This is a genomic window from Acinetobacter sp. ANC 4558 (assembly GCF_002135375.1).
Lineage (GTDB): Bacteria > Pseudomonadota > Gammaproteobacteria > Pseudomonadales > Moraxellaceae > Acinetobacter.
In genome coordinates this window covers 29,212-49,885 of sequence record NZ_NEGH01000007.1, presented here as the reverse complement: position 1 = coordinate 49,885, position 20,674 = coordinate 29,212, and the positions used below count along the sequence as shown (strand labels likewise).

Sequence of the window (20,674 nt, the reverse complement as noted above, 5' to 3'; positions counted from 1 at the left end):
GAATGATTAAAAATCACAATGAAGATTTCTCCGTTGTTGAAGTATAGATAAAATTTGAAAGATAAATACCAAAAATGATTTTAAATCGTAGAGCGCTATCTTTATGATGTGCTAGAAAAAATGTTTTAGGTTGACTTAAATGGATTTTGAAAAACTGTTTTTATACAAGCAATGGTCTGATCAACGTTTATTTAAGGCAATAGCGCAAATTGATCAGGTGCAATATTTAGACGATTACAATTTTGCAAAACAGCAATTCAATCATATGGTCATTGTAGAAGAACTATTTCGTTCTCGCTTAGAAAATACAGAACCGTTACATACCCAAACTAATACAGATCTATTACCTTCTCTTGATATGTTAGAGAAACGTATTCAAATTTCAAATCAATGGTTTATTGATTTTTCTAAGCATCTTCACGTTGAACAGTTGTCTCAAGTTCTACATTTTCAGTTTATTGATCAGAAGATGGGGAGTCTTTCCGTTGAAGAAATCCTTTTTCATATGATTAATCATGGGACTTATCACCGAGGAAATATCGCTCATGCTTTGCATCATGCAAAAGTAGTACATCCTGCAGATACTTATACTGTTTTTATTCATCAATATGAACCTGAGCGTAGGCTTAGTGAATCACCACTTTTTTAATGCTTGATTTGTTCAATAATTTAAGTGTTTTAAAGTAATTTTTTGATTGGCTATCTATAAAACCTCTCTAATAATAGAGAGGTTTTATAGATAGGAATTGTTTAAATAGTGACTGTTGCACCTAATGCTTTAATGAATTGTGCTAACCATGCAGGATGTGCTGGCCAAGCTGGAGCTGTAATTAAATGACCATCTGTTACGGCTTCGGTAACTGCAATATCTGCATAGGTTCCACCTGCAAGTTTTACTTCTGCTGCACATGCCGGGTAGGCTGAACATAAACGTCCGTGTAAAATATTTGCAGCAGCAAGGAGCTGAGCACCATGACAAACGGCTGCAATTGGTTTTTTGGCTTGGTCAAATTCTTGAACAATATGAATGACACGATCATGCATCCGTAAATATTCGGGAGCACGTCCTCCTGGAATGACTAAACCAATGTAGTTTTGTGTGTTCACTGCCGAAAAGTCATAATTAATGGCAAAGTTATGTCCACGTTTTTCGCTATACGTTTGTTCACCTTCAAAGTCATGAATTGCGGTGGCAATACTATCACCTGTCTTTTTATCTGGACATACAGCATGTACGGTATAACCTAAGCCTGTTAAGAATTGGTAAGGCACCATGGTTTCATAATCTTCAGCATAGTCCCCAACTAACATTAAAATTTGTTTTGACATTTTTACTTCCTTTTCTTGTGGTTTATTTATCAGTATCTCATGTTTAAGTTAGCATAAAAATTGAATTTGTGGGTTTGCGACATTGGTTGTAAATATTAAATTATTATGAATTTTGAGCTGTTACGTAAAACTAAATATTCAATATAAATATTCTAAGGAATAAGTAGATTTAAATTATTTTCACAAGATTTGGATTTTTAAAAACCATTTGATTTGTTAACGTTCTATGTCGAGAGCTGATCTGTTTGTAAGTGATCAATATAAAAATATGATTATTTATAAATAATGTAGCTAAAAAGAACTTATTGTGAAAAGGCGAGAATATGCAATTATCAGATTATATAAGGCTAATTGTACTTGCTGCAATTTGGGGGGCAAGTTTTCTTTTTATGCGCATTGCAGTTCCTCAATTTAATGCAATTAATACAGCATTTCTCCGAGTATTCTTTGGTTTAATAGGATTGATTGGTATTTTTTTAATACTTCGAATGTCATTTACATTTAAAGGTAAATTAGGATCTTTACTCATATTAGGTATTATTAATACGGGACTTCCTTTTCTAATGTATTGTTTTGCTGCCAATTGGTTATCTGTGGGTTACTCTTCAATTTTAAATGCGACTACTCCGCTCATGGGGGCTTTAATTGGTTTTTCTTTTTTTAATGAGAAACTATCTCTTCGCAAATGTATGGGTGTATTTTTGGGACTGGTCGGAATAATGATTATTACGACGTTTGGAAAAATTGAAGAATCTAAATATCTTATTTGGGGAGTAATAAGTTGTTTAATTGCTACAAGTTGTTACGGTCTTTCTGGGTTTTTAACACGTAAATGGATTTCTGAGGAAGATGATTTAGATTCAACAACAATTGCTTTTGGAAGTCAAATAGGCGCAATTCTATTTTTAATTCCCTTTTTTATTTTTTCACTCACTTATGATACAAAAGTGAATTGGCTACAGGCAGATGTTTGGGCATGCGTTATCGCAGTTGGTATAATTTGTACAGCGCTTGCTTATATTTTATATTTTCAATTAATTACGAATATCGGACCACTTCGTTCACTTACTGTAACTTTTCTAATCCCACCTTTTGCAGTTATGTGGGGTTATTTTTTTCTTGATGAAGTTATTTCTGGAGAGTTTATTATCGGTGCTTTAATTGTTTGTATCGCTGTGTGGCTAATTATTAAACCTAATCACCATTTGCTTTGTAAAAAGAAGAATTAATGAGCGTCTATTGAACAAGACAAATAACGAAAATGAATACCAAAGATGATCAAATATAAATTGAATATTTTAGTAAGAGAAAAAGCCTCGATAAATCGAGGCTTTTTCATAATAATCAAGTTAATTAACCAATCAATTTTTTCATCAATTCATTGACTTGCGCTGGATTGGCTTTACCTTTAGAGGCTTTCATTACTTGACCAACAAGACCGTTGAAAGCTTTCTCTTTACCAGATTTATACTCTTCAACCATCTTCTCGTTTGCAGCAAGTACTTCTTTAATAATTGCTTCAATTGCGCCTGTATCCGTTTCCTGTTTCAGGCCTTTTTCCGCAATAATTTCATCCGCAGTTTTGCCTTCATCCCACATAAAGCCGAACACTTGCTTTGCAATCTTACCGCTAATCGTATTATCAACGATACGTGCAATCATGTTACCTAACTTTTCAGCGGAAACGGGAGAATCAGCTAAATCTAAACCTGCTTTGTTTAATGCACCAGAAAATTCACCCATGACCCAGTTGGCAGACATTTTACCGTGTGCATTACCGCCAGCAGCTTTTACTACAGCTTCATAAAACTCAGACATTTCACGCGTCAGAGTCAGAACGTGAGCATCATACTCAGTCACAGCGAAGTCAGTGACAAAACGCGCACGACGAGCCGCAGGTAGCTCTGGAAGTGCTGTGCGTGCAGCTTCAATTTGAGCATCTGAAATCAATACTGGTAATAAATCTGGATCTGGGAAATAGCGGTAATCGTTTGCTTCCTCTTTTGAACGCATGGAACGCGTTTCCATTTTCACAGGATCAAACAAACGTGTTTCTTGGTCGATTTTACCGCCATCTTCCAAAATATCCATTTGACGTTCAATTTCAACATTAATGGCTTGTTCAATAAAACGGAATGAGTTGAGGTTTTTCAATTCACAGCGTGTGCCAAATGGTTGCCCAGGGCGACGTAAAGATACGTTACAGTCGGCACGGAATGAACCTTCTGCCATGTTGCCATCGGAAATACCAAGCCAGCGAACTAAAGTATGTATCGCTTTAATATACGTCACAGCTTCTTCTACAGAACGCATGTCAGGTTCAGACACAATTTCAAGTAAAGGTGTGCCTGCACGGTTTAAATCTATACCCGACAGCCCTTCAAATTGATCATGAACAGATTTACCTGCATCTTCTTCTAAATGTGCACGTGTGACGCCAATACGTTTGACAGTGCCATCTTCAAGTTGAATATCAATATGACCCAAACCGACAATAGGATTGTCCATTTGGCTAATTTGATAGCCTTTGGGTGAATCTGGGTAAAAATAGTTTTTACGGGCAAATACCGATGCTTGATCAATATACGCATCGATTCCTAAACCAAAACGAATCGCGAGATCAACCACTTCTTTATTCAAGACAGGCAATACACCAGGCATGGCTAAATCAACAAGGCTGGCTTGAGTATTTGGATCTTGACCAAACTCAGTTGAGGAGCCAGAGAAAATTTTGGTTTTCGTTGCAAGTTGGGTATGAATTTCAATCCCAATGACAACTTCCCAACCATCAATTAAGTTTGATTTTGGTTTCGCATTGTTCTTTGTCATTATGCGTTCTCCTCAGCAATTGCCGCACGTTTTGTATGCCAATCTGTTGCTTGTTGATACTGATGTATCACAGATAGCAATTGAGATTCTGACCAATAGTTACCAATTAATTGTAAGCCTACAGGTAAATTATTTTGATCAAAACCAACAGGTGCATTGATTGCAGGAAGTCCTGCAAGGTTAACCGCAATGGTGTAAATATCACCTAAATACATTTCAACTGGATCTAAAGACGCACCAATTTTATATGCTGTTGTTGGCGCAGATGGTGCAGCAATCACATCAACATGTTCAAATGCTTTTAAGAAGTCTTGTTGAATTAAACGACGTACTTTTTGTGCTTTCACATAGTATGCATCGTAGTAACCCGCAGAAAGCGCGTAGGTACCAATGAGAATACGACGTTGAACTTCCGAACCAAAACCTTCTGAACGTGAACGTTTGTACAAATCCATAAGATCGACAGGATTTTCACAGCGGTAGCCATAGCGAACGCCATCAAAACGAGAAAGATTCGAAGAGGCTTCAGCAGGGGCAATCAGGTAATACGTTGGAACGTAGCTTTCCGTCATATTAAGGTCAATTTCAACTAAAATTGCACCTAACTCTTCTAGTTTCTTGAGAGATTCTTCAACACGTGCTTTAACATCTGCATTTAAACCTGCAACATTAAAGTATTGTTTCGGAATACCAATACGTAAACCTTTGAGTGCTGTTTTATTTAAATTTTCTACATAATGATCAACATCTTTTTGTATTGACGTTGAGTCTTTAGCATCATGTCCAGCCATAATATTCATTAAGTAAGCACAGTCTTCAGCCGAACGTGCCATTGGTCCACCTTGGTCTAAAGATGATGCATACGCAATCATGCCAAAGCGAGAAACACGACCATACGTCGGTTTAAGACCTGTTAAACCACAGAATGAAGCGGGCTGACGAATTGAACCTCCAGTATCTGTACCCGTTGCAAATGGTGCAAGATCGGCTGCAACGGCGGCAGCAGAACCACCAGAGGATCCGCCTGGAACATGATCAAGTGCCCACGGGTTTTTGGTTGCACCAAAGTAAGAGGATTCTGAGGTTGATCCCATGGCAAATTCATCCATGTTTACTTTACCCAAAGTGACTAAACCTGCCGCTTTCCCTTGAGCAACGACTGTTGCATCATAAGGCGAGATAAAGTTATCAAGCATTTTTGAACCTGCGGTGGTTTTAATTCCTTGGGTACAAAAAATATCTTTATGTGCAATAGGTAAGCCTGTTAAGGGTGTTGCATTTCCAGCTTTTATGGCTGCATCAGCTGCATCAGCTTGAGCAAGAGCTTGCTCAGCAGTGACAGTGACATAAGCTTTTACTTGTGTATCAATTTTTGCAATACGTTTTAAATAGTGTTCAGTAAGTTCTCGTGAAGAGAATTTAGCCTCAGCTAATCCTGTTGAAAGTTCACGAATCGATAAGCGATGTAAATCTGACATATGAAGTATTCTTTACGTTTAAATGAAGAAATTAGTTTAAGTGAGTGAAAATCACTCAATCACACGAGGAACGAGATACAAACCATCCTGAACAGCAGGAGCAATGGCTTGATATTCTGTGCGATGATTTTGTTCACTCACCACGTCTTCACGTAATGGTTGAGGATGATCAAATGGGCTTTTAAGGGGCTCAACCCCTTCAGTATCAATGCCTTTTAAGCTTTCCATCATACCTAAAATTTTATTTAGGCTTTGAGCATATTCGGCAGATTGTGTCTCATTTAACGATAAACGCGCTAAGTGTGCGATCTGCGATACGGTTTGTGCATTTAGATCTTCAGAATGCTGTGCATCTGATGTAGACATAACATCACCTAAATTTAGTGTAAAAAAATAAAAATATCGTACGTTATAATAAGCGATTGACTTGTTCAAAGCATCACATTTAGTTAAAGTTACCGTTTGCGTCTTACATAAAGATTAATAGAGAACGACTCCGTGATTCTAAAACGACTAATTGGCTTGTTTTCACCAGATTTAGCCATTGACTTAGGTACAGCAAATACACTTATTTATGCGCCCGGCAGAGGTATTATATTAAATGAACCGACTGTTGTGGCAATTCGACACAGCGGTTCACAAAAAATTGTCGCTGCGGTTGGTCTTGATGCAAAACAAATGTTAGGTCGTACACCCGCTAATATTTCTGCAATTCGTCCAATGAAAGATGGTGTTATTGCAGATTTTGAAGTGACCGAAACCATGTTGAACCAATTTATTGGTAAAGTACATGAAAAACGTTTATTTCCACCAGCACCTCGTGTTGTAGTTTGTGTTCCATGTAAATCTACGCTTGTAGAACGTCGTGCTATTCGTGAAGCTGTATATAATGCAGGGGCACGTGATGTACGCTTAATTGAAGAGCCTATGGCAGCTGCAATAGGGGCTGGAATGCCAGTTGAGCAAGCGTGTGGTTCTATGGTTGTTGATGTTGGTGGTGGTACCACTGAAATTGCAATTATTTCCCTTCAAGGCTGTGTCTATGCGGATTCACTTCGTATAGGTGGAGATGTCTTTGATGAACAAATTATCAATTATGTTCGCAAAGCACACGGCTGTGTAATTGGTGAAACAACCGCTGAAAATATTAAAAAAGAAGTGGGGATGGCTTTACCAGAAGAAGGGGCGAAAGCTTTAGAGATAGAAGTTCGTGGCCGTAACTTAGCAGAAGGTGTTCCACGTGCAATCACTGTAACTTCAGATGAAATTGCACAAGCCATTTCTGATCCATTACAAAGTATTGTACAAGCAGTCAAATCTGCACTTGAACAAACGCCTCCAGAATTGTCTTCGGATATTGCCGAGCGCGGCATTGTATTAACTGGCGGTGGGGCATTACTACGTAATTTAGATAAACTCCTTGCACAAGAAACAGGCTTGCCTGTAATTGTTGCAGATGACCCATTGACTTGCGTAACACGTGGTGGCGGCAAAGTACTTGAATTTTTCGACAACCCAAATCATGACATGCTATTTGTTGGATAATTAAAGGATAAGGCGGGTGCAAGCAAATTTGTTCTCTAGACAACCGCCATCTTTTCGCTCATTTATTATTGCAGTGATTACGTGTCTGGTCATATTGTTTTTTAATTATCGTATGCCACATGTAATTCAACCTGCAAGAGATGTCTTGTACACGGCTTATAATCCAATTTATACCCTTGCAAGTTATCCCGTACTTTCGCGAGAGTGGCTGAGTCAACAAAGTAAATCAGAAGCGCAATTACGTCGTGAAAATACAGCAATGCGTGCAGAATTATCGCAGGCGAATGTACGTCTTCAAAAACTCTCAGAACTATCTGCTGAGAATACACGTTTGCGCGGTTTGCTTGATACGCCATTAATTATTGATGGACGGATGGAAATTGCCGAAGTCATTGGTACAGATGCTGACCCATTACGTCATATTATTGTCATTAATCGTGGATCAATGAACCAACTTAAGGTAGGTCAAACGGTACTGGATGATAAAGGGATTATTGGACAAATTATTTCTGTGTCACCAAGAAGTAGTCGTGTCATGCTGTTATCTGATAAAGAACATTCCTTATCTGTTCGTTTAGAACGAAGTGGAATGCGTGCTATTGTTTCGGGTACTGGAGACTTAGGATTACTTAAAATGGAATATGTGCCTACTAGTGCAGATATTAAAGTAGGTGAAAAAGTATATAGTTCAGGGCTTGGCGAACATTTTCCAGCTGGCTATTTAGTTGGAACAGTTGCAAAAGTCAGTCGACATAATACGGGTGAGTTCGCACAAATAGATGTTATACCTGCGGCACAACTCGCGAGTGGTCATCATGTTGTTGTACTTTATTCAAACTCTCTAGCAATGGAGCAACCTTATGCTGAGCGCTAAAATAGGGTATTCAAAATCTAGAGATCCATTATTTCCAATTATAATATCGATCTTGGTGGCATCTGTTTTAACGGTTTATCCACTCTCATATACCTTCTCTGGATGGCGACCATGTTTTATGTTTATCGTCATGTTATTTTGGGTCTTATGTCAGCCAACGTGGTGTGGTGTTTGGTTTGCTTTTGCAACTGGTATATTTACCGATTTATTATTAGATGCGCCATTAGGATTAAATGCATTTTCTTTTGTGGTGATCACCTTCATCGCACGTTATTTAACACGTGAACGCCGTATTATGACGTTTATGAATTTGTGGATTATCACTATTTTAGGTGTGACGGCATATTTGACGATCACCTTTTTAGCACACATTATGAGTGGTACCGATTTTGTATTCACTCGTCATTGGACACCGTGGTTTCCGACCGTTGTTGTTTGGCCTATATTTTATTATGTATTGAAAAGATGGCGAATATAATACTTGCTTCAAGCTCACCACGACGTCGTGAGCTTTTATTACAATTAGGCCTACACTTTGATACTTATAGTCCAAAGATTAATGAAGCTATATTGCAACATGAACCTGTTGAGCACTATGTAGAAAGGCTTTCTGTAGAAAAAGCAAATATCGTGTTGGAAAAATTTCCTGATGCTGTGATTATTGCGGCAGATACAAGCTTGGAAATTGATCAAAGAATATTGGGGAAACCTAAATCAAAACAACATGCTTTTGAAATGTGGACATTAATTTCTGGGCGTGAACATCATGTATACACAGGTGTTTGTGTTCAGACAAAGCAACAAAAATTGAGTATAGTGGTAAGCACTAAAGTTGAATTTCAACAGCTTAGCCAAAATGATATGGAATATTATTGGGCAACAGGCGAGCCGATCGGAAAAGCTGGTGCTTATGCAATTCAAGGAATTGCAGCACAGTATATCCCTAAAATTATAGGCAGCTATAGCAATGTTGTTGGTCTTCCTTTATTTGAAACTAGACAATTATTACAGACAGTTGGGGCTTTACATTAACTGCTGAACCAAATTTTTATAATTTTATAATGTTTTGAGTTCTATTATGTCAGACGAGTTACTGATTAATGTTACACCCATGGAATGTCGTGTAGCATTAATTCAAAACGGAACGGTCAATGAATTATTTATTGAACGTACGGCAAAGCGTGGGTTGGTGGGAAATATCTATAAAGGTAAAGTTGTGCGTGTTTTACCAGGTATGCAAGCTGCTTTTGTTGATATTGGATTATCTAGAACTGCATTTTTACATATTAATGATATGGTATGGCCGCGTAATCAAGCCATTCCAAATGTCTTTGAATTATTACAACCAGGTCAAATATTGGTTGTACAAGTCATGAAAGATATGTTGGGAACCAAAGGTGCGCGTTTAAGCACCGATCTCTCAATTCCATCACGTTATTTAGTCTTGATGCCTTATGGAAATCATATAGGTGTTTCTCAACGTATTGAGTCTGATGTTGAGCGTGAGCGCTTAAAAAATATTATTGAACGGATTCAAAAACAACATAAATTACCAGGTTCAGTGATTGTTCGTACTGCTGCGGAAGGCGTTTCAGAAGAAGAAATCGCCCAAGATATGGCATATTTGGCTAAACTTTGGAAACATATTCAACGCAAACAACAATTGGTGAGCGTACCATCCCTCATTTTTGAGGAATTACCATTACCTCAACGTGTGATTCGTGACTTAGCCAATGAAAACACCGCAAAAATTTATGTCGATTCAAGAGAAGTACATGGAAAGTTAGCAGAGTTTGTTGAAGAATTTGTACCAATGATGAAAAATCGCTTGGGGCATTACCCAGGTGAGCGCCCAATTTTCGATTTGTATAATATTGAAGAAGATATCCAAAAAGCCTTACAAACACGGGTAGCTCTCAAATCGGGCGGTTACTTGATGATTGACCAGACTGAGGCGATGACCACTATTGATGTAAATACTGGGTCATATGTGGGAGGCCGTTCATTGGAAGATACGGTTTTTAAAACCAATATGGAAGCAACCCAAATTATTGCACGCCAACTTCGATTAAGAAATTTGGGTGGCATTATTATTATTGACTTTATTGATATGCAAGAATCCCATCATCGTGAAGAAGTGCTACTTCAGTTTGAACGGATGCTTGAACGGGATCATGCAAAAACCAAAATTACACAAGTTTCTGAGCTTGGTTTGGTTGAAATGACACGTAAAAGAACACGTGAATCTTTAGAACATTTGTTATGTGAATCTTGTCCAATTTGTCAAGGACGTGGTTTTGTTAAAACAGCAGAGTCTATTTGTTACGAAATTTTTCGAGAAATCATGAGATATGCTCGTGCATATGCTTCTCAGAGTGGCTTTACTGTCGTTGCGCATCCTTTGGTTGTCGATCGTTTATTAACAACAGAAGCGACGTCTGTCGCAGATTTAGAGCATTTCTTGAATAGAGTCATAAAGTTTCAAGTGGAAAATTTATATACGCAAGAGCAATATGATATCATTTTGAGTTAAATGTGTAACAAAATATCATTAAACAGTTGTTACATCTGTAATTTTACTTTTTGCGTTAAATTCACAATACTACACGCATTAGCTAAACAAAGACTCGTTATAGAGGTCTAAGCCAAGGGGTAGTAATCATGAATGTGGATACAGTTATTAAGAAAAGCATCAAAGTACTTGAAAGTCAAAATACGCATCGCGGATATATGCTTGATGCGGAAGGTAAAGAAGTTCAGATTACAACTGCGATGGTGAGAACAGTGTGTCAGCAATTATTAAAGCAATGTCGAAATATTAAAAACTAAATTAAAGGGCGCTAAGCCCTTTAATTTTATCTATAGATTTTACAGTAATAACACTTTTTAACTGACTTCTTGAAGCTCAAGCTGTGGTGTTTTAATTAAATTCTCAAAGCGTTGAATTTCATCTTCTAAGTGAATCAATAAATTTTGCATTTTAGGTAACGAGTTACGGCAAGCAGTTAAGCCAACTTCAAGTTTATCTAGATAGCTGGTCATGGTGATATTTAAAGCTTGCCCATCCAAAACAATTGATGCTGGATATAATGCTTCTAATTTTGCGCCATTCCAATACAAAGGTTCTCTAGGGCCAGGAACGTTTGATATCACTAAATTAAAGGCTTGTCGTTTTGGCATGAGACCCGAAATAATATTTAAACCCGCTGCACTATATACAAAGGCACTATAATTTAAAATTTGATTAGGTGTCATACGTTTGAATCGTTGTTTTGCTTTTAAAACGCTACGACGTACAATTTGTAAGCGCTCTAAAGGATCTTCCTTATGTGTTCCTAAATTTGCAAGAATCATGGTAATTCGATTCGACACTTCAGAATCATCATCTCGAATAGAAGCCGGCACCATTGCAATGAGTGGTTTATGAGGTAATGCTTTTTGAGAAATGAGATATTCACGTAAAGCACCAGAACAAACGGCTAAAATAATATCATTGATCGTGACATTTAATGATTGAGCAATATGCGTTAAACGTGAAAATTCAAATGATTGGGCAGCAAATCGGCGGGATGAACTGACACGTTGATTGAGTATGCATGCTGGCGCTTGAAAGCTAGAAACGTAATCTGGATTTCGACCAATATCTTTAGTAATGGTTTGTGAAAGCTCATGAAATACACCAGGAGCTGCTTCAAGTTGACTCTTTAAGCCAGAAACGACTCCTTTGATTCTGCTTAATTTCGTTTGTTTTAAGCGTTTAGATCGTTCACCCTCAATACACCAAGGTGGGACAATACGTTTGGCATTCGGGTCTCTAGAAAATGATTTTTCAAGGAGACGCATACCTGCAATACCATCAACCATCGCATGATGAATTTTAAAATACATGGCAAAACGATTGCCTTCAATTCCTTCAATAATATGGCATGTCCATAAAGGTTTCGCACGATCAATGAGTGAACTGTGTTCTTGGGAAATATAAGTTAATAACTCACGAATGCGACCTGGCTTAGGTAAAGCAATGTGTCGGAAGTGATGATCTAGATCAAACTCTTCATCTTCGCCCCAAAAAAGTCCGCTCAGTTTATTATTAAAAGGAGGAATTGGAATAGATTTTGACTGTCTAATATCTGCAACTAAGTCTTGTATAAATGAAGATGGAGCATTCTCAGGAATTTGAAATAAAAAAAGTCCACCTACATGCATAGGTTGTTGTCTTTTTTCTAAAGAAAGAAAAATAATATCAATAGGGTGTAATGGACGCATAATACTTATTGCCTCACTGCAAAAACGTTGCTACTCCTTTATGAGCGGCCATATTTTTTAGGAATTTGATGTTTCAATTAAATTATAGCGACTTTATTAAATAAATATATGAGTACGTGAGTTTTCAAATAATAAATTAAAGACTTTACATGAAAGTCTTTAATTTAAAAAAGATTATTTTAAGTTTCCGGCATGTAATCCGCATTCTTTATGGGTCGCTTCCTCCCACCACCAGCGACCTTCTCGTTCATGTTGATTAGGAAGGACAGGGCGAGTACAAGGTTCACAACCAATAGAAGTAAAACCACGTTCATGTAGTGGATTATATGGAATTTCCATTAGACGAATATAATTCCAGACATCAGCGCTTGACCAATTTGCGAGAGGATTATATTTAATTAATTGCTTGCCAACTCCTGAAAACCCTACATCTGCTTGTATTACAGGAATTTCATTACGTGTTCCTGGACTTTGATCTTTACGTTGACCAGTAATCCATCCATCTAGCGTAGCAAGTTTTTTACGTAAAGGTTGTACTTTCCGAATACCGCAACATTCTTTATGGTCATCTTGATAAAAGCTAAACAAGCCTTTTTCGGTGACAAGTTTTTGTACAGCGTCAGATTCAGGGAAGCAGATTTCAATATCAATTTTATAATGTTTACGAACCTGCTCGATAAATTGATAAGTTTCAGCATGTAAGCGTCCGGTATCTAGGCTAAATACGCGAAATGGCTTACCTAAATGTGAGGCGATATCAATCAGAACAACATCTTCTGCACCAGAAAAAGAAATTGCAATTTCACCTTCTTGGCTGAGTGCGAGTTCTAAAATTTCACTTGGTGATTTATCTTTATATTCAGATGCAAGCGCATCGACAATATCAATCGTCGGAATTGTAGTCATGAGAGTCCTGGCAAATAGGCTTGGAGGCTTCAAAACCTATATTCAATAAATTCATACCTATTTTAATAGAAATGTTAAAACACACTTATCACTAAAAAATAGATACTTATGAAAAAAACAGATTTAAAAGATAATTGATGAGAAAATTTGATTTCTTGGCTATGATAGGGAAATTTTAAATCATAGTGGCATTTGGAGAACCCATGGAAATCGTATGTCTAGATCTTGAGGGTGTTTTGGTTCCAGAAATTTGGATCAATTTTGCAAAAAAAACTGGAATTAAAGAGTTAGAAGCAACAACTCGTGATATCCCAGACTACGATGTATTAATGACTCAGCGTCTTAATATTTTAAAGCAACACGGCTTAGGGTTAAATGATATTCAAGACGTGATTGCTGATATGGGGCCATTTGAAGGCGCAAAAGAATTTGTAGAATGGTTACGTACCCATTTTCAATTGATTATTTTGTCAGATACATTTTATGAATTCGCGCATCCGCTAATGAAACAATTAGGTTGGCCAACGATTTTCTGTCATAAGTTAGAAACAGATGAAAATGGAATGATTACCGCATATAAATTACGCCAACCAGATCAAAAGCGTGAAGCGGTTAAAGCATTACATGGTTTAAATTATCGTGTGATTGCAGCGGGGGATTCTTATAACGACACGACAATGTTGGGTGAAGCAGATCAAGGATTCTTATTTGATGCACCTGCCAATGTCATTGCTGAGTTTCCACAATTTCCAGCAATTCATGGTTATGCAGCATTAAAAGAAGCGATTCGTAACGCATCAGTGCGTGATATTCCTGCTTAATCATTTGAATGATTATTAAAAAGGGCGTATTACACGCCCTTTTTTAATCTAGATTCAATTAAAATTTATAACCGATTTTTACGCTATAACCCAATGCATGGTTGTTTTCAAATTTTCCTTTGATTGATCCAGCAGTTTGCCCATCTGCATCACCTAACCAGAAATATTTCATTCCTGCTTGAATAAAGTAGTCTTTTGCTGGGCTATATTGTCCACCTAACCCAAAACTCCAATATCCTTTTGTAGGACCAAGTACTGTAATTGGATTACCAGCGCCTGAATCCCATCCAACCAATGCTGTTCCAGACCATTTGTCTGTGAATTTGTGTGCCAGACCACTTGTCACTGACCATTGATCTTTAGAATAGCTGATCAGATCTTGACGTGTTCCTGTAAACATTTGAGTAGCATTGCCTAACGCGGTGGGGCTGACAACAAAGTGATCCCAGTGAACCCAACGAACATTGGTGAATGCTAAAGTATTTGGACTAATCCCAGTTTGTAAATCTAAATTCACAGATTGTGGGGTGATCGCTTCTAAACGATTTTGAAAAGAACCTAAAAGTGGATGGCTTTCAGTTGCATGTGCATTGTGCTTGATTTCAGAACGATAGGTAATCGAAGTTTTTAAGGCAATTTCAGGAATTTGATAAGCAAGACCTGCAACCCAACCGTAGGCATCTTTTTGTTTTACGTTAATATCATAGCCACTGAGTACACTATAGGCATTGCCACGTAAGGAAATATCAGCTTCAACAGTTTGCCAAACTGGACCTGCGTAAATATTCCAGTTTTCAGTAGGTTGATACCCAATGAGCGCTGTTAGATTATTGGTACGAACTTTAACTTTTGTGCCTTCTTTAGCATTGGCAAAGTCAGAACCATCAACTTGATATGAAGCATCGCCACCATATGGCTGATCATAGAGCAGACCTAAAGAAATTTGATTGGTTGCTTGTACTTTTATTGCAGCTGTAGGGAAGTAGTAATGTTCCCCCATATTACCGACGGCATTTCCATGTTTGTCTTTACCTTTTACATTCGGATCTAATAGATGGAAGCTGGCTTCTGCATAATTATTAGGCTGTAAAAATGCGGCGATAGACTGACCTGAGCGATCTAGACCTGCTGCAATAGATGAGAAAGAAAGGGTAGATAAACTTACCGCAAGATATAATTTATTCAGCTTCATGGTATTCCCTGATGCTATTTTGTAACAAAAAGTGGTGGAAAAGTAACATAAATAAAAAAAGAGTAAATACTCAGTTGCATCAGAAAAGCGCTGTGAACTCATGAATTAAGTGAAAAATAGAGTAATTAATCTAAATTTAAAAAATTATTATTTTAAAAATTAATGGGTTAATTAATCGATTGGTTTTAATGCTAAAGTTTTGGTTTGATCATCTATTTGTTGAAAAAAAAGTCAATTTTGGGGTAATTGATTTATATTAAAAATAAATAATAAAAAAGGCAGTGAAAACTGCCTTTTTTAAATTTTATTAATTTTAGAAGCGATAGCCAATTTTTACAGCATAGCCGATAGCATAGTTCTTCTCGAATTTAGCCACATATTCTGGAGTATCAGCTTGTGCACCCGTTTGTGCTTTAGCATCACCTAACCAGAAGTATCGAATACCTGCTTGAAGGAAATAATCTTTCGCTGGGCTATATTGACCGCCTAAACCGAGACTCCAAAAACCTTTGGTTGGACCAAGTGTTGTTACTGGGTTACCTGCACCAGAATCCCAACCTACTGAGAAATTACCAGCCCATTTATCGGTAAACTTACGACCTAGACCTGTATTCACAGACCATTGATCTTTAGAATATTGAACTAAATTGAAACCATCAGGTTTCTTCACTAAGCCACCAACAGCTTTACTAATATTGCCGAACTGTGTCGGTTGAATGCTAAAGCTTGACCAATCTACCCAGCGGACATTTAAGAAGGCAACAGTATTTTCCATAATGCCAGACTGAAAATCTAAATTTACAGATTGTGGCGTGGTAATTTCAGTTTTCCCTTTTTTGCCTAAACTGGCAATTTGTTCATCATTTAAGCCTATACCATCTTTTAGTAATGCTTGTAAAGCAGCAGGATTCATATTGTCCAATAAAGCTAAGCTTTCATCTGTCTTAGCTTTGTGTTTGATTTTTGAACGATAGGTTAAGGATGTTTTTAATGCAATGTCTGGAATTTGATACGCAACACCACCAAGCCAGCCAACTTCACCTGTTTCTTTAATTCGGGCATCGTAACCATTGAATAGGCTATAGGCTTGACCACGTAAATGTACATCACCTCTTGCACGTTGATAAACTGGTCCTGCGTAAACGTTTAGATTTTCAATAGGCTGATAACCAAAAATAAAGGATAAATTATCAGTATGTACATCAACTTGCGTTCGACCTTCACCTAATGAATTATTTGCATTTGTAAGAACAGGATCTAATTGACCTGCTATGACTGGCTTGACTGCATCAATTTGTGCTTGTGTTGGATTATTAACACCTTGACTAGCTAAATATTGCGCTGCTTTTTTTGTAATGATCCCATCAATTGCAGCTGCACCTAAAACAACATCATTGCCTGGACTAGAAACAAAAACGTTGTCACCTGTATATTCTGCTTTTGCACCAAATGGTTGATCGTAGAGTAGACCAAAAGAGAATTTGTCATTAATTTGAATTTTAATTGCAGCATTTGGGAAGTAATATCCTTTCCCCATATCCTCAATATTTCGTCTTGTTGTTGATGTTCCTGCTTCTTTACCTGAAACATTTGGATCTAATACAGATACACCAGCTTCAAAATAGTTGCCTGGTTGTAGAAAAGCTGAAACTGATTGACCTGAGCGATCCATAGCAGCTGCGAACGCTCCAGTCATTGGCACGGTTGCAAGAATCATTGCGGTACTAAGTGTTTTTAATTTCATTCTTTATGTTCCCTGAGATGCAAAGGTAATAACCACTTTTTTGCTAATACTTTTAGATGTGATTGTGGAGATCTGTTTCTTCAACTGAAATCATTTGTTACTCCATGTGACAAAAATACCATAATTAAAATAAGAGTAAATGCTCTAAATGTGAATATACAGTTTAAATTTTAATCTAAAAAATTATTAAGCGTATATTTTTAAGGCTAACTATCTGTTATTTATTAAGTAAAATATTTTTGAATTGAATTTTATTTGAGTGAAAAATATACATTTTTTAAAATTAAAAAAATAAGTATTCGAAATATTGTATAGGTAGTTAAGATGATAAATATTAATGGTTTATAGAATTTATTTTTTAAATGAGAAAGATTTTAATTTAATTTTATGTTTTTATTTTAATCATATTTGTGAGGTGGTGCGCTCTGCGGGACTCGAACTTATAAACTATTTACTTGATATTTATTACTATATTTTTTTAATGAAAATAATATACCGTTATATATGCCGCTAAAATAAAAAGTGTCAATAAAATTAAAGCCTCAATCTAAGAGGCTCTGGTTTCAGTGTAATGTTGTTTAATCCAGTCGTCAATTTCTTCTTCTCTCCACCTAGCTAATTGTCTCTTTCCTTCACCAAATAAAGTTGAGGCAGGGAAGTAACCACTCTTAATCCAGTTATATATAGTTGGCTTGGACATGCCAATTTTCAAAGAGACCTGATTGATGTTTAGTAATTTGATTCCCATTATCCCACCCCTCTTAATTTTTTAACTTCTATATTCATACACCGATTTATCAATTCAGTAATTTTAGTCAGACCTAACGCCGTGATTCTCATGTGTAAATGTACTTTTTCTTCACCAGTGTTTTTATTCATAATGACAGGGGAAGGGCGATTGATAAAAATGCCAGCTTCACGTTTGGTTGAGTACGGCTGTAATCGGCCATGCTCTTCTCGATAAATCCATTTCTTATCCAGTAAAAGATCAATAAGTTTACGTTCACCAACATTTAATGCTTTAGCACATTCGCGGATCGTGTACGTGCCGTTTGTATTAGCAATTGCTTCTAATGCTTGTGCTTTGGGTTCAAGAATAGCAACTTGGTTTTGTAGGACCTGTTTTTCTTCTTCAGCCTGTAATGCCATTTGAAGAATTTCCATCCGAGACAATTCTCTTGGCTTTTGGTTTTCAAGATGGTGCCAACGATCAACGAGAGCAGCTGTGAATTCAGGGCAGAGCTGAGCAACAACAATGATGCTGTCACGTTTACCTTGCTCACCCTCAAAAACATAAATACCAACTTGGGTTTTTAAGCCTAAGTTATTGATTTTTTCGACATTCGTCATTGGAGCATTTCGGATTACTCCTTTTTTCATTAATCTGTCTATAGAGACTTTGACGTTACGATGTTCGGTTTGAACTAGCTCGGAAATTTCCAAGCTATTCATGGAGGCTGTATTTAAATTAATGATTGCATTCATTGACTGGCTCCTGATCAGCTACCACAACGCCGTTCACCACTAATTCGATAGAAAATAAACCATTAGTACGATCAATTAACAACTTCTTAAAATATGCAACTGCTTCACCAATTGTATTTTCACTACACTGAGCAGGACGTACAGCAAGAATTTCAACGGCGTTTAATAATTTGCGAATTTCATGCATTTCAATTTGTTGAATTTCAGTCATTGGCTGGCTCCTCAACATTTGTAAGTTGTCTCCATTGATACATATCAAAACTAGACCCCATTAATGCTTTGCAATGAGGGCATCTTTTACCGCCGCCCCAAATACACCACTTGTAAGCATCAAAATCACTCTTACAAAAACCACATTCAACTACGTAATAACTTCGTCCATGCTCTGAGTAATCTCCTAAGATTTTAGCTTTCACTGAAATAACATTATCAGCCAAACCTTTTTTAGTGGGATGCCTAGTATCATCAAAACGAATCGGTGTTAATTTCATCCCACTTGCTCCCGTGCTTCGATCATTACCTTGTAAAGGTCTTCTTTAGGTTTATCAAAATATCGTTTACCCAATTTTTTAATTAGAAAATTTTCATTTACCGTACGTAGCTGTTGTCGCACATCAATCAACATTATTTCTTCTTCTGGATAATTTTCACTATCTTCATCATATTGCTTATAGTCTTGATGAAGCTCATCAAAAGCCATGGCTGTACAGCACTCTTGGCAATAACGATTGGTAATTAAACTGCCGTGTTCCGAAACTGTAATAACGCGGTTATATGTTCCAGAAACACAGATTGATAGGCAATCAGAACAGAGTTGAGTGGCTTTTCGAGTTTTAACGATCTTATCCGAAAGGTGCTGACTATCATCAAAGTCACCTTCAAAAGGATCTGCTGACAGAATCCACTCTTTCCAGTTTTCGCTACCAACTACAATGGCCTCACCATCATATTGAAATTCAGAAATACTCATCCCACTTGCTCCTGTGCTTCGATCATGGCTTGATAATTCACTCTTAAATTGTTTGTTTTATCTTTGCTTTGATATCCAGCCATTATCATTTCATCCGTAGGCTCTCTCGGCACCAAAACAAAACCCTTTGGCACAGTCAATTTTTGAGTTTTAGCCTTTTGCAGCTCATCCAATGTTTGTTGTGTCAATTCACCCAAATTAACTTCTGGTGAAACAGCTTCACCACTTGCACTTGATAACCGCATAACAGCAGAATTAACATCAATATTATTATCCTTAAGCATCGCCAGTAGGGAGTGAATAACAACCATTGATGCACTTGCTAAATTTTGAATATCCATCACGCCACCTTTTCCTTTGCCCACCATGCGATCGGACCATCATCAGTGTCATTGATTGAAACTAAGAACCATCCATCACCTTGGGGCTGTGTGGGTTGCCATTCAGCAACAGCATCAATATCACCATCACCCCAATATTTATCAGATAATTCTTCTGAACAATCCCATTCCATTTGTGTTTGTCGCAAATTGATATTGAAATAATTCATCATGTGTAGGTGTTCGGAATTTGTCATAAATTCACGATCCCCAAGCACTTGATTCAGATATTCATCTAAAACTGGATGAGTCCAAAAACCGTAGTCATTACGAGTAATTTCAGCAGGGGTTAATTGTTTGATTTCCATTACACCACCTCCCAGTCTTCAACATGCAGGTCAATTCGATCAAAGAACGTGCTGCTATCCGGAATACTTTCACGCCCTTTATTCCAGTAAGGTGTTACCAGTCCAAAAACATCCCATGCAGAATTTTGACCACCATTCAAAACTAATTTTGCAGCAGCAACATAAAGTTCATCAGAGCTTGAGATGCTATAACCACAAGAATTAATATCTTTTATTAGCTCAGGAGATAAATTGCTAAACTCCTCATCAAGCTCAATATCCATTTCAACCTCAACAGTGAGAGTTACTCTTTTCTTAATTCCCATCACGCCACCTCACCAAAAGGATTGTATTTTTTAAACTCTTCAAAAAGCTGAGTTGCAGGTTTATTCAAGCGACCTTTTTCCATGATCATGACATCGCGTGGAAAATTCTTACTTGTAACTGTGTGGTAAAAACAAACAACGCCATTTTTTAAAACACCTTTATAGCCAAGGTGAGTAAGCCAAATCACAAATGCAGTACTCATAAGAGGATTAACTTTTCTATGTTTCGCCATGAGAGACAC

The 20,674-nt window shown here is 37.2% G+C and carries 25 protein-coding genes and 1 pseudogene; 9 read left to right on the top strand and 17 right to left on the bottom strand.

Annotation, left to right across the window (positions count from 1 at the left end):
- The first annotated feature begins 139 nt into the window (after positions 1–139).
- Positions 140–649: a DinB family protein gene (locus B9T31_RS09820; RefSeq protein WP_086181784.1), complete on the top strand. Its 510-nt coding sequence runs from the start codon at positions 140–142 to the stop codon at positions 647–649.
- Positions 650–750: 101 nt separating this feature from the next.
- Here the strand turns inward: B9T31_RS09820 and B9T31_RS09815 are convergent, their stop codons facing one another.
- Entirely contained in the window at positions 751–1,329 is a 579-nt protein-coding gene (locus tag B9T31_RS09815; protein ID WP_086181783.1) for a DJ-1/PfpI family protein, read from the bottom strand.
- A 323-nt stretch (positions 1,330–1,652) separates the two neighbouring features.
- On the opposite strand from B9T31_RS09815, the gene B9T31_RS09810 reads away from it, so the two are divergent.
- Complete coding sequence (locus B9T31_RS09810; protein WP_086181782.1) at positions 1,653–2,558, top strand: DMT family transporter; 906 nt, start codon at positions 1,653–1,655, stop codon at positions 2,556–2,558.
- 124 nt (positions 2,559–2,682) lie between these two features.
- Here B9T31_RS09810 and gatB read toward each other — a convergent pair whose 3' ends face one another.
- From gatB to gatC, 3 genes are read right to left on the bottom strand one after another with little or no spacing between them, the layout of a single operon-like run.
- Positions 2,683–4,158, bottom strand: coding sequence for an Asp-tRNA(Asn)/Glu-tRNA(Gln) amidotransferase subunit GatB (gatB, locus tag B9T31_RS09805; protein ID WP_086181781.1), 1,476 nt, complete (start codon positions 4,156–4,158; stop codon positions 2,683–2,685).
- Complete coding sequence (gene gatA / locus B9T31_RS09800; protein WP_086181780.1) at positions 4,158–5,636, bottom strand: Asp-tRNA(Asn)/Glu-tRNA(Gln) amidotransferase subunit GatA; 1,479 nt, start codon at positions 5,634–5,636, stop codon at positions 4,158–4,160. Before gatA ends, gatB begins: the two co-directional genes overlap by 1 nt.
- Positions 5,637–5,687: 51 nt before the next feature.
- Positions 5,688–6,002 carry an Asp-tRNA(Asn)/Glu-tRNA(Gln) amidotransferase subunit GatC gene (gene gatC, locus B9T31_RS09795; RefSeq protein WP_086181779.1) on the bottom strand — a complete coding sequence of 105 codons (315 nt, stop codon included), beginning with the start codon at positions 6,000–6,002 and terminating at the stop codon, positions 5,688–5,690.
- Between the two features lie 135 nt (positions 6,003–6,137).
- Between gatC and B9T31_RS09790 the strand changes: the two genes are divergently transcribed.
- From B9T31_RS09790 to B9T31_RS17775, 6 genes are all read left to right on the top strand, one after another.
- A complete protein-coding gene (locus tag B9T31_RS09790) occupies positions 6,138–7,181 on the top strand; it encodes a rod shape-determining protein (protein ID WP_228146023.1) in 1,044 nt (347 codons plus the stop codon).
- Between the two features lie 16 nt (positions 7,182–7,197).
- On the top strand, positions 7,198–8,055 hold the full coding sequence (gene mreC / locus B9T31_RS09785) for a rod shape-determining protein MreC (RefSeq protein ID WP_086181777.1): 858 nt from the start codon (positions 7,198–7,200) through the stop codon (positions 8,053–8,055).
- Entirely contained in the window at positions 8,042–8,533 is a 492-nt protein-coding gene (mreD, locus tag B9T31_RS09780; RefSeq protein ID WP_086181776.1) for a rod shape-determining protein MreD, read from the top strand. The genes mreC and mreD overlap by 14 nt, the downstream gene beginning before the upstream one ends.
- A complete protein-coding gene (locus tag B9T31_RS09775) occupies positions 8,521–9,087 on the top strand; it encodes a Maf family nucleotide pyrophosphatase (protein WP_086181775.1) in 567 nt (188 codons plus the stop codon). The genes mreD and B9T31_RS09775 overlap by 13 nt, the downstream gene beginning before the upstream one ends.
- Before the next feature lie 46 nt (positions 9,088–9,133).
- On the top strand, positions 9,134–10,588 hold the full coding sequence (gene rng, locus B9T31_RS09770; RefSeq protein WP_086181774.1) for a ribonuclease G: 1,455 nt from the start codon (positions 9,134–9,136) through the stop codon (positions 10,586–10,588).
- Positions 10,589–10,716: 128 nt separating this feature from the next.
- Entirely contained in the window at positions 10,717–10,884 is a 168-nt protein-coding gene (locus B9T31_RS17775) for a PA1571 family protein (protein WP_086181773.1), read from the top strand.
- Between the two features lie 57 nt (positions 10,885–10,941).
- Here B9T31_RS17775 and B9T31_RS09760 read toward each other — a convergent pair whose 3' ends face one another.
- Positions 10,942–12,321, bottom strand: a complete 1,380-nt coding sequence (locus tag B9T31_RS09760) for a WS/DGAT/MGAT family O-acyltransferase (RefSeq protein ID WP_086181772.1) — start codon at positions 12,319–12,321, stop codon at positions 10,942–10,944.
- A 174-nt stretch (positions 12,322–12,495) separates the two neighbouring features.
- Positions 12,496–13,227 (bottom strand): phosphoadenylyl-sulfate reductase, encoded by a 732-nt coding sequence (locus tag B9T31_RS09755; protein ID WP_086181771.1) that lies wholly within the window; start codon positions 13,225–13,227, stop codon positions 12,496–12,498.
- A 203-nt stretch (positions 13,228–13,430) separates the two neighbouring features.
- Here B9T31_RS09755 and thrH point away from each other — a divergent pair, with 203 nt between their 5' ends.
- Entirely contained in the window at positions 13,431–14,048 is a 618-nt protein-coding gene (gene thrH / locus B9T31_RS09750) for a bifunctional phosphoserine phosphatase/homoserine phosphotransferase ThrH (protein WP_086181770.1), read from the top strand.
- A 58-nt stretch (positions 14,049–14,106) separates the two neighbouring features.
- On the opposite strand, the gene B9T31_RS09745 is transcribed toward thrH, so the two are convergent.
- From B9T31_RS09745 to B9T31_RS09695, 11 genes and pseudogenes are all read right to left on the bottom strand, one after another.
- Entirely contained in the window at positions 14,107–15,240 is a 1,134-nt protein-coding gene (locus B9T31_RS09745; protein ID WP_086181769.1) for an OmpP1/FadL family transporter, read from the bottom strand.
- Between the two features lie 313 nt (positions 15,241–15,553).
- Positions 15,554–16,483 (bottom strand): annotated as a pseudogene (locus B9T31_RS18240) (outer membrane protein transport protein); the annotation flags it as partial.
- Positions 16,484–17,531: 1,048 nt separating this feature from the next.
- On the bottom strand, positions 17,532–17,732 hold the full coding sequence (locus tag B9T31_RS09735; RefSeq protein WP_086181767.1) for a helix-turn-helix transcriptional regulator: 201 nt from the start codon (positions 17,730–17,732) through the stop codon (positions 17,532–17,534).
- Positions 17,732–18,469 (bottom strand): phage antirepressor KilAC domain-containing protein, encoded by a 738-nt coding sequence (locus B9T31_RS09730; protein ID WP_086181766.1) that lies wholly within the window; start codon positions 18,467–18,469, stop codon positions 17,732–17,734. The genes B9T31_RS09735 and B9T31_RS09730 overlap by 1 nt, the downstream gene beginning before the upstream one ends.
- Positions 18,453–18,680: a hypothetical protein gene (locus B9T31_RS09725; protein WP_086181765.1), complete on the bottom strand. Its 228-nt coding sequence runs from the start codon at positions 18,678–18,680 to the stop codon at positions 18,453–18,455. Before B9T31_RS09725 ends, B9T31_RS09730 begins: the two co-directional genes overlap by 17 nt.
- Positions 18,673–18,960 carry a hypothetical protein gene (locus B9T31_RS09720; protein WP_086181764.1) on the bottom strand — a complete coding sequence of 96 codons (288 nt, stop codon included), beginning with the start codon at positions 18,958–18,960 and terminating at the stop codon, positions 18,673–18,675. Before B9T31_RS09720 ends, B9T31_RS09725 begins: the two co-directional genes overlap by 8 nt.
- On the bottom strand, positions 18,957–19,439 hold the full coding sequence (locus B9T31_RS09715; protein WP_086181763.1) for a hypothetical protein: 483 nt from the start codon (positions 19,437–19,439) through the stop codon (positions 18,957–18,959). The genes B9T31_RS09720 and B9T31_RS09715 overlap by 4 nt, the downstream gene beginning before the upstream one ends.
- Positions 19,436–19,807 carry a hypothetical protein gene (locus B9T31_RS09710; protein WP_139840914.1) on the bottom strand — a complete coding sequence of 124 codons (372 nt, stop codon included), beginning with the start codon at positions 19,805–19,807 and terminating at the stop codon, positions 19,436–19,438. The genes B9T31_RS09715 and B9T31_RS09710 overlap by 4 nt, the downstream gene beginning before the upstream one ends.
- Positions 19,780–20,127 carry a hypothetical protein gene (locus B9T31_RS09705; protein ID WP_086181761.1) on the bottom strand — a complete coding sequence of 116 codons (348 nt, stop codon included), beginning with the start codon at positions 20,125–20,127 and terminating at the stop codon, positions 19,780–19,782. The genes B9T31_RS09710 and B9T31_RS09705 overlap by 28 nt, the downstream gene beginning before the upstream one ends.
- A complete protein-coding gene (locus B9T31_RS09700) occupies positions 20,127–20,432 on the bottom strand; it encodes a hypothetical protein (protein WP_086181760.1) in 306 nt (101 codons plus the stop codon). Before B9T31_RS09700 ends, B9T31_RS09705 begins: the two co-directional genes overlap by 1 nt.
- Positions 20,432–20,665, bottom strand: a complete 234-nt coding sequence (locus B9T31_RS09695; RefSeq protein ID WP_086181759.1) for a hypothetical protein — start codon at positions 20,663–20,665, stop codon at positions 20,432–20,434. Before B9T31_RS09695 ends, B9T31_RS09700 begins: the two co-directional genes overlap by 1 nt.
- Positions 20,666–20,674: the final 9 nt, after the last annotated feature.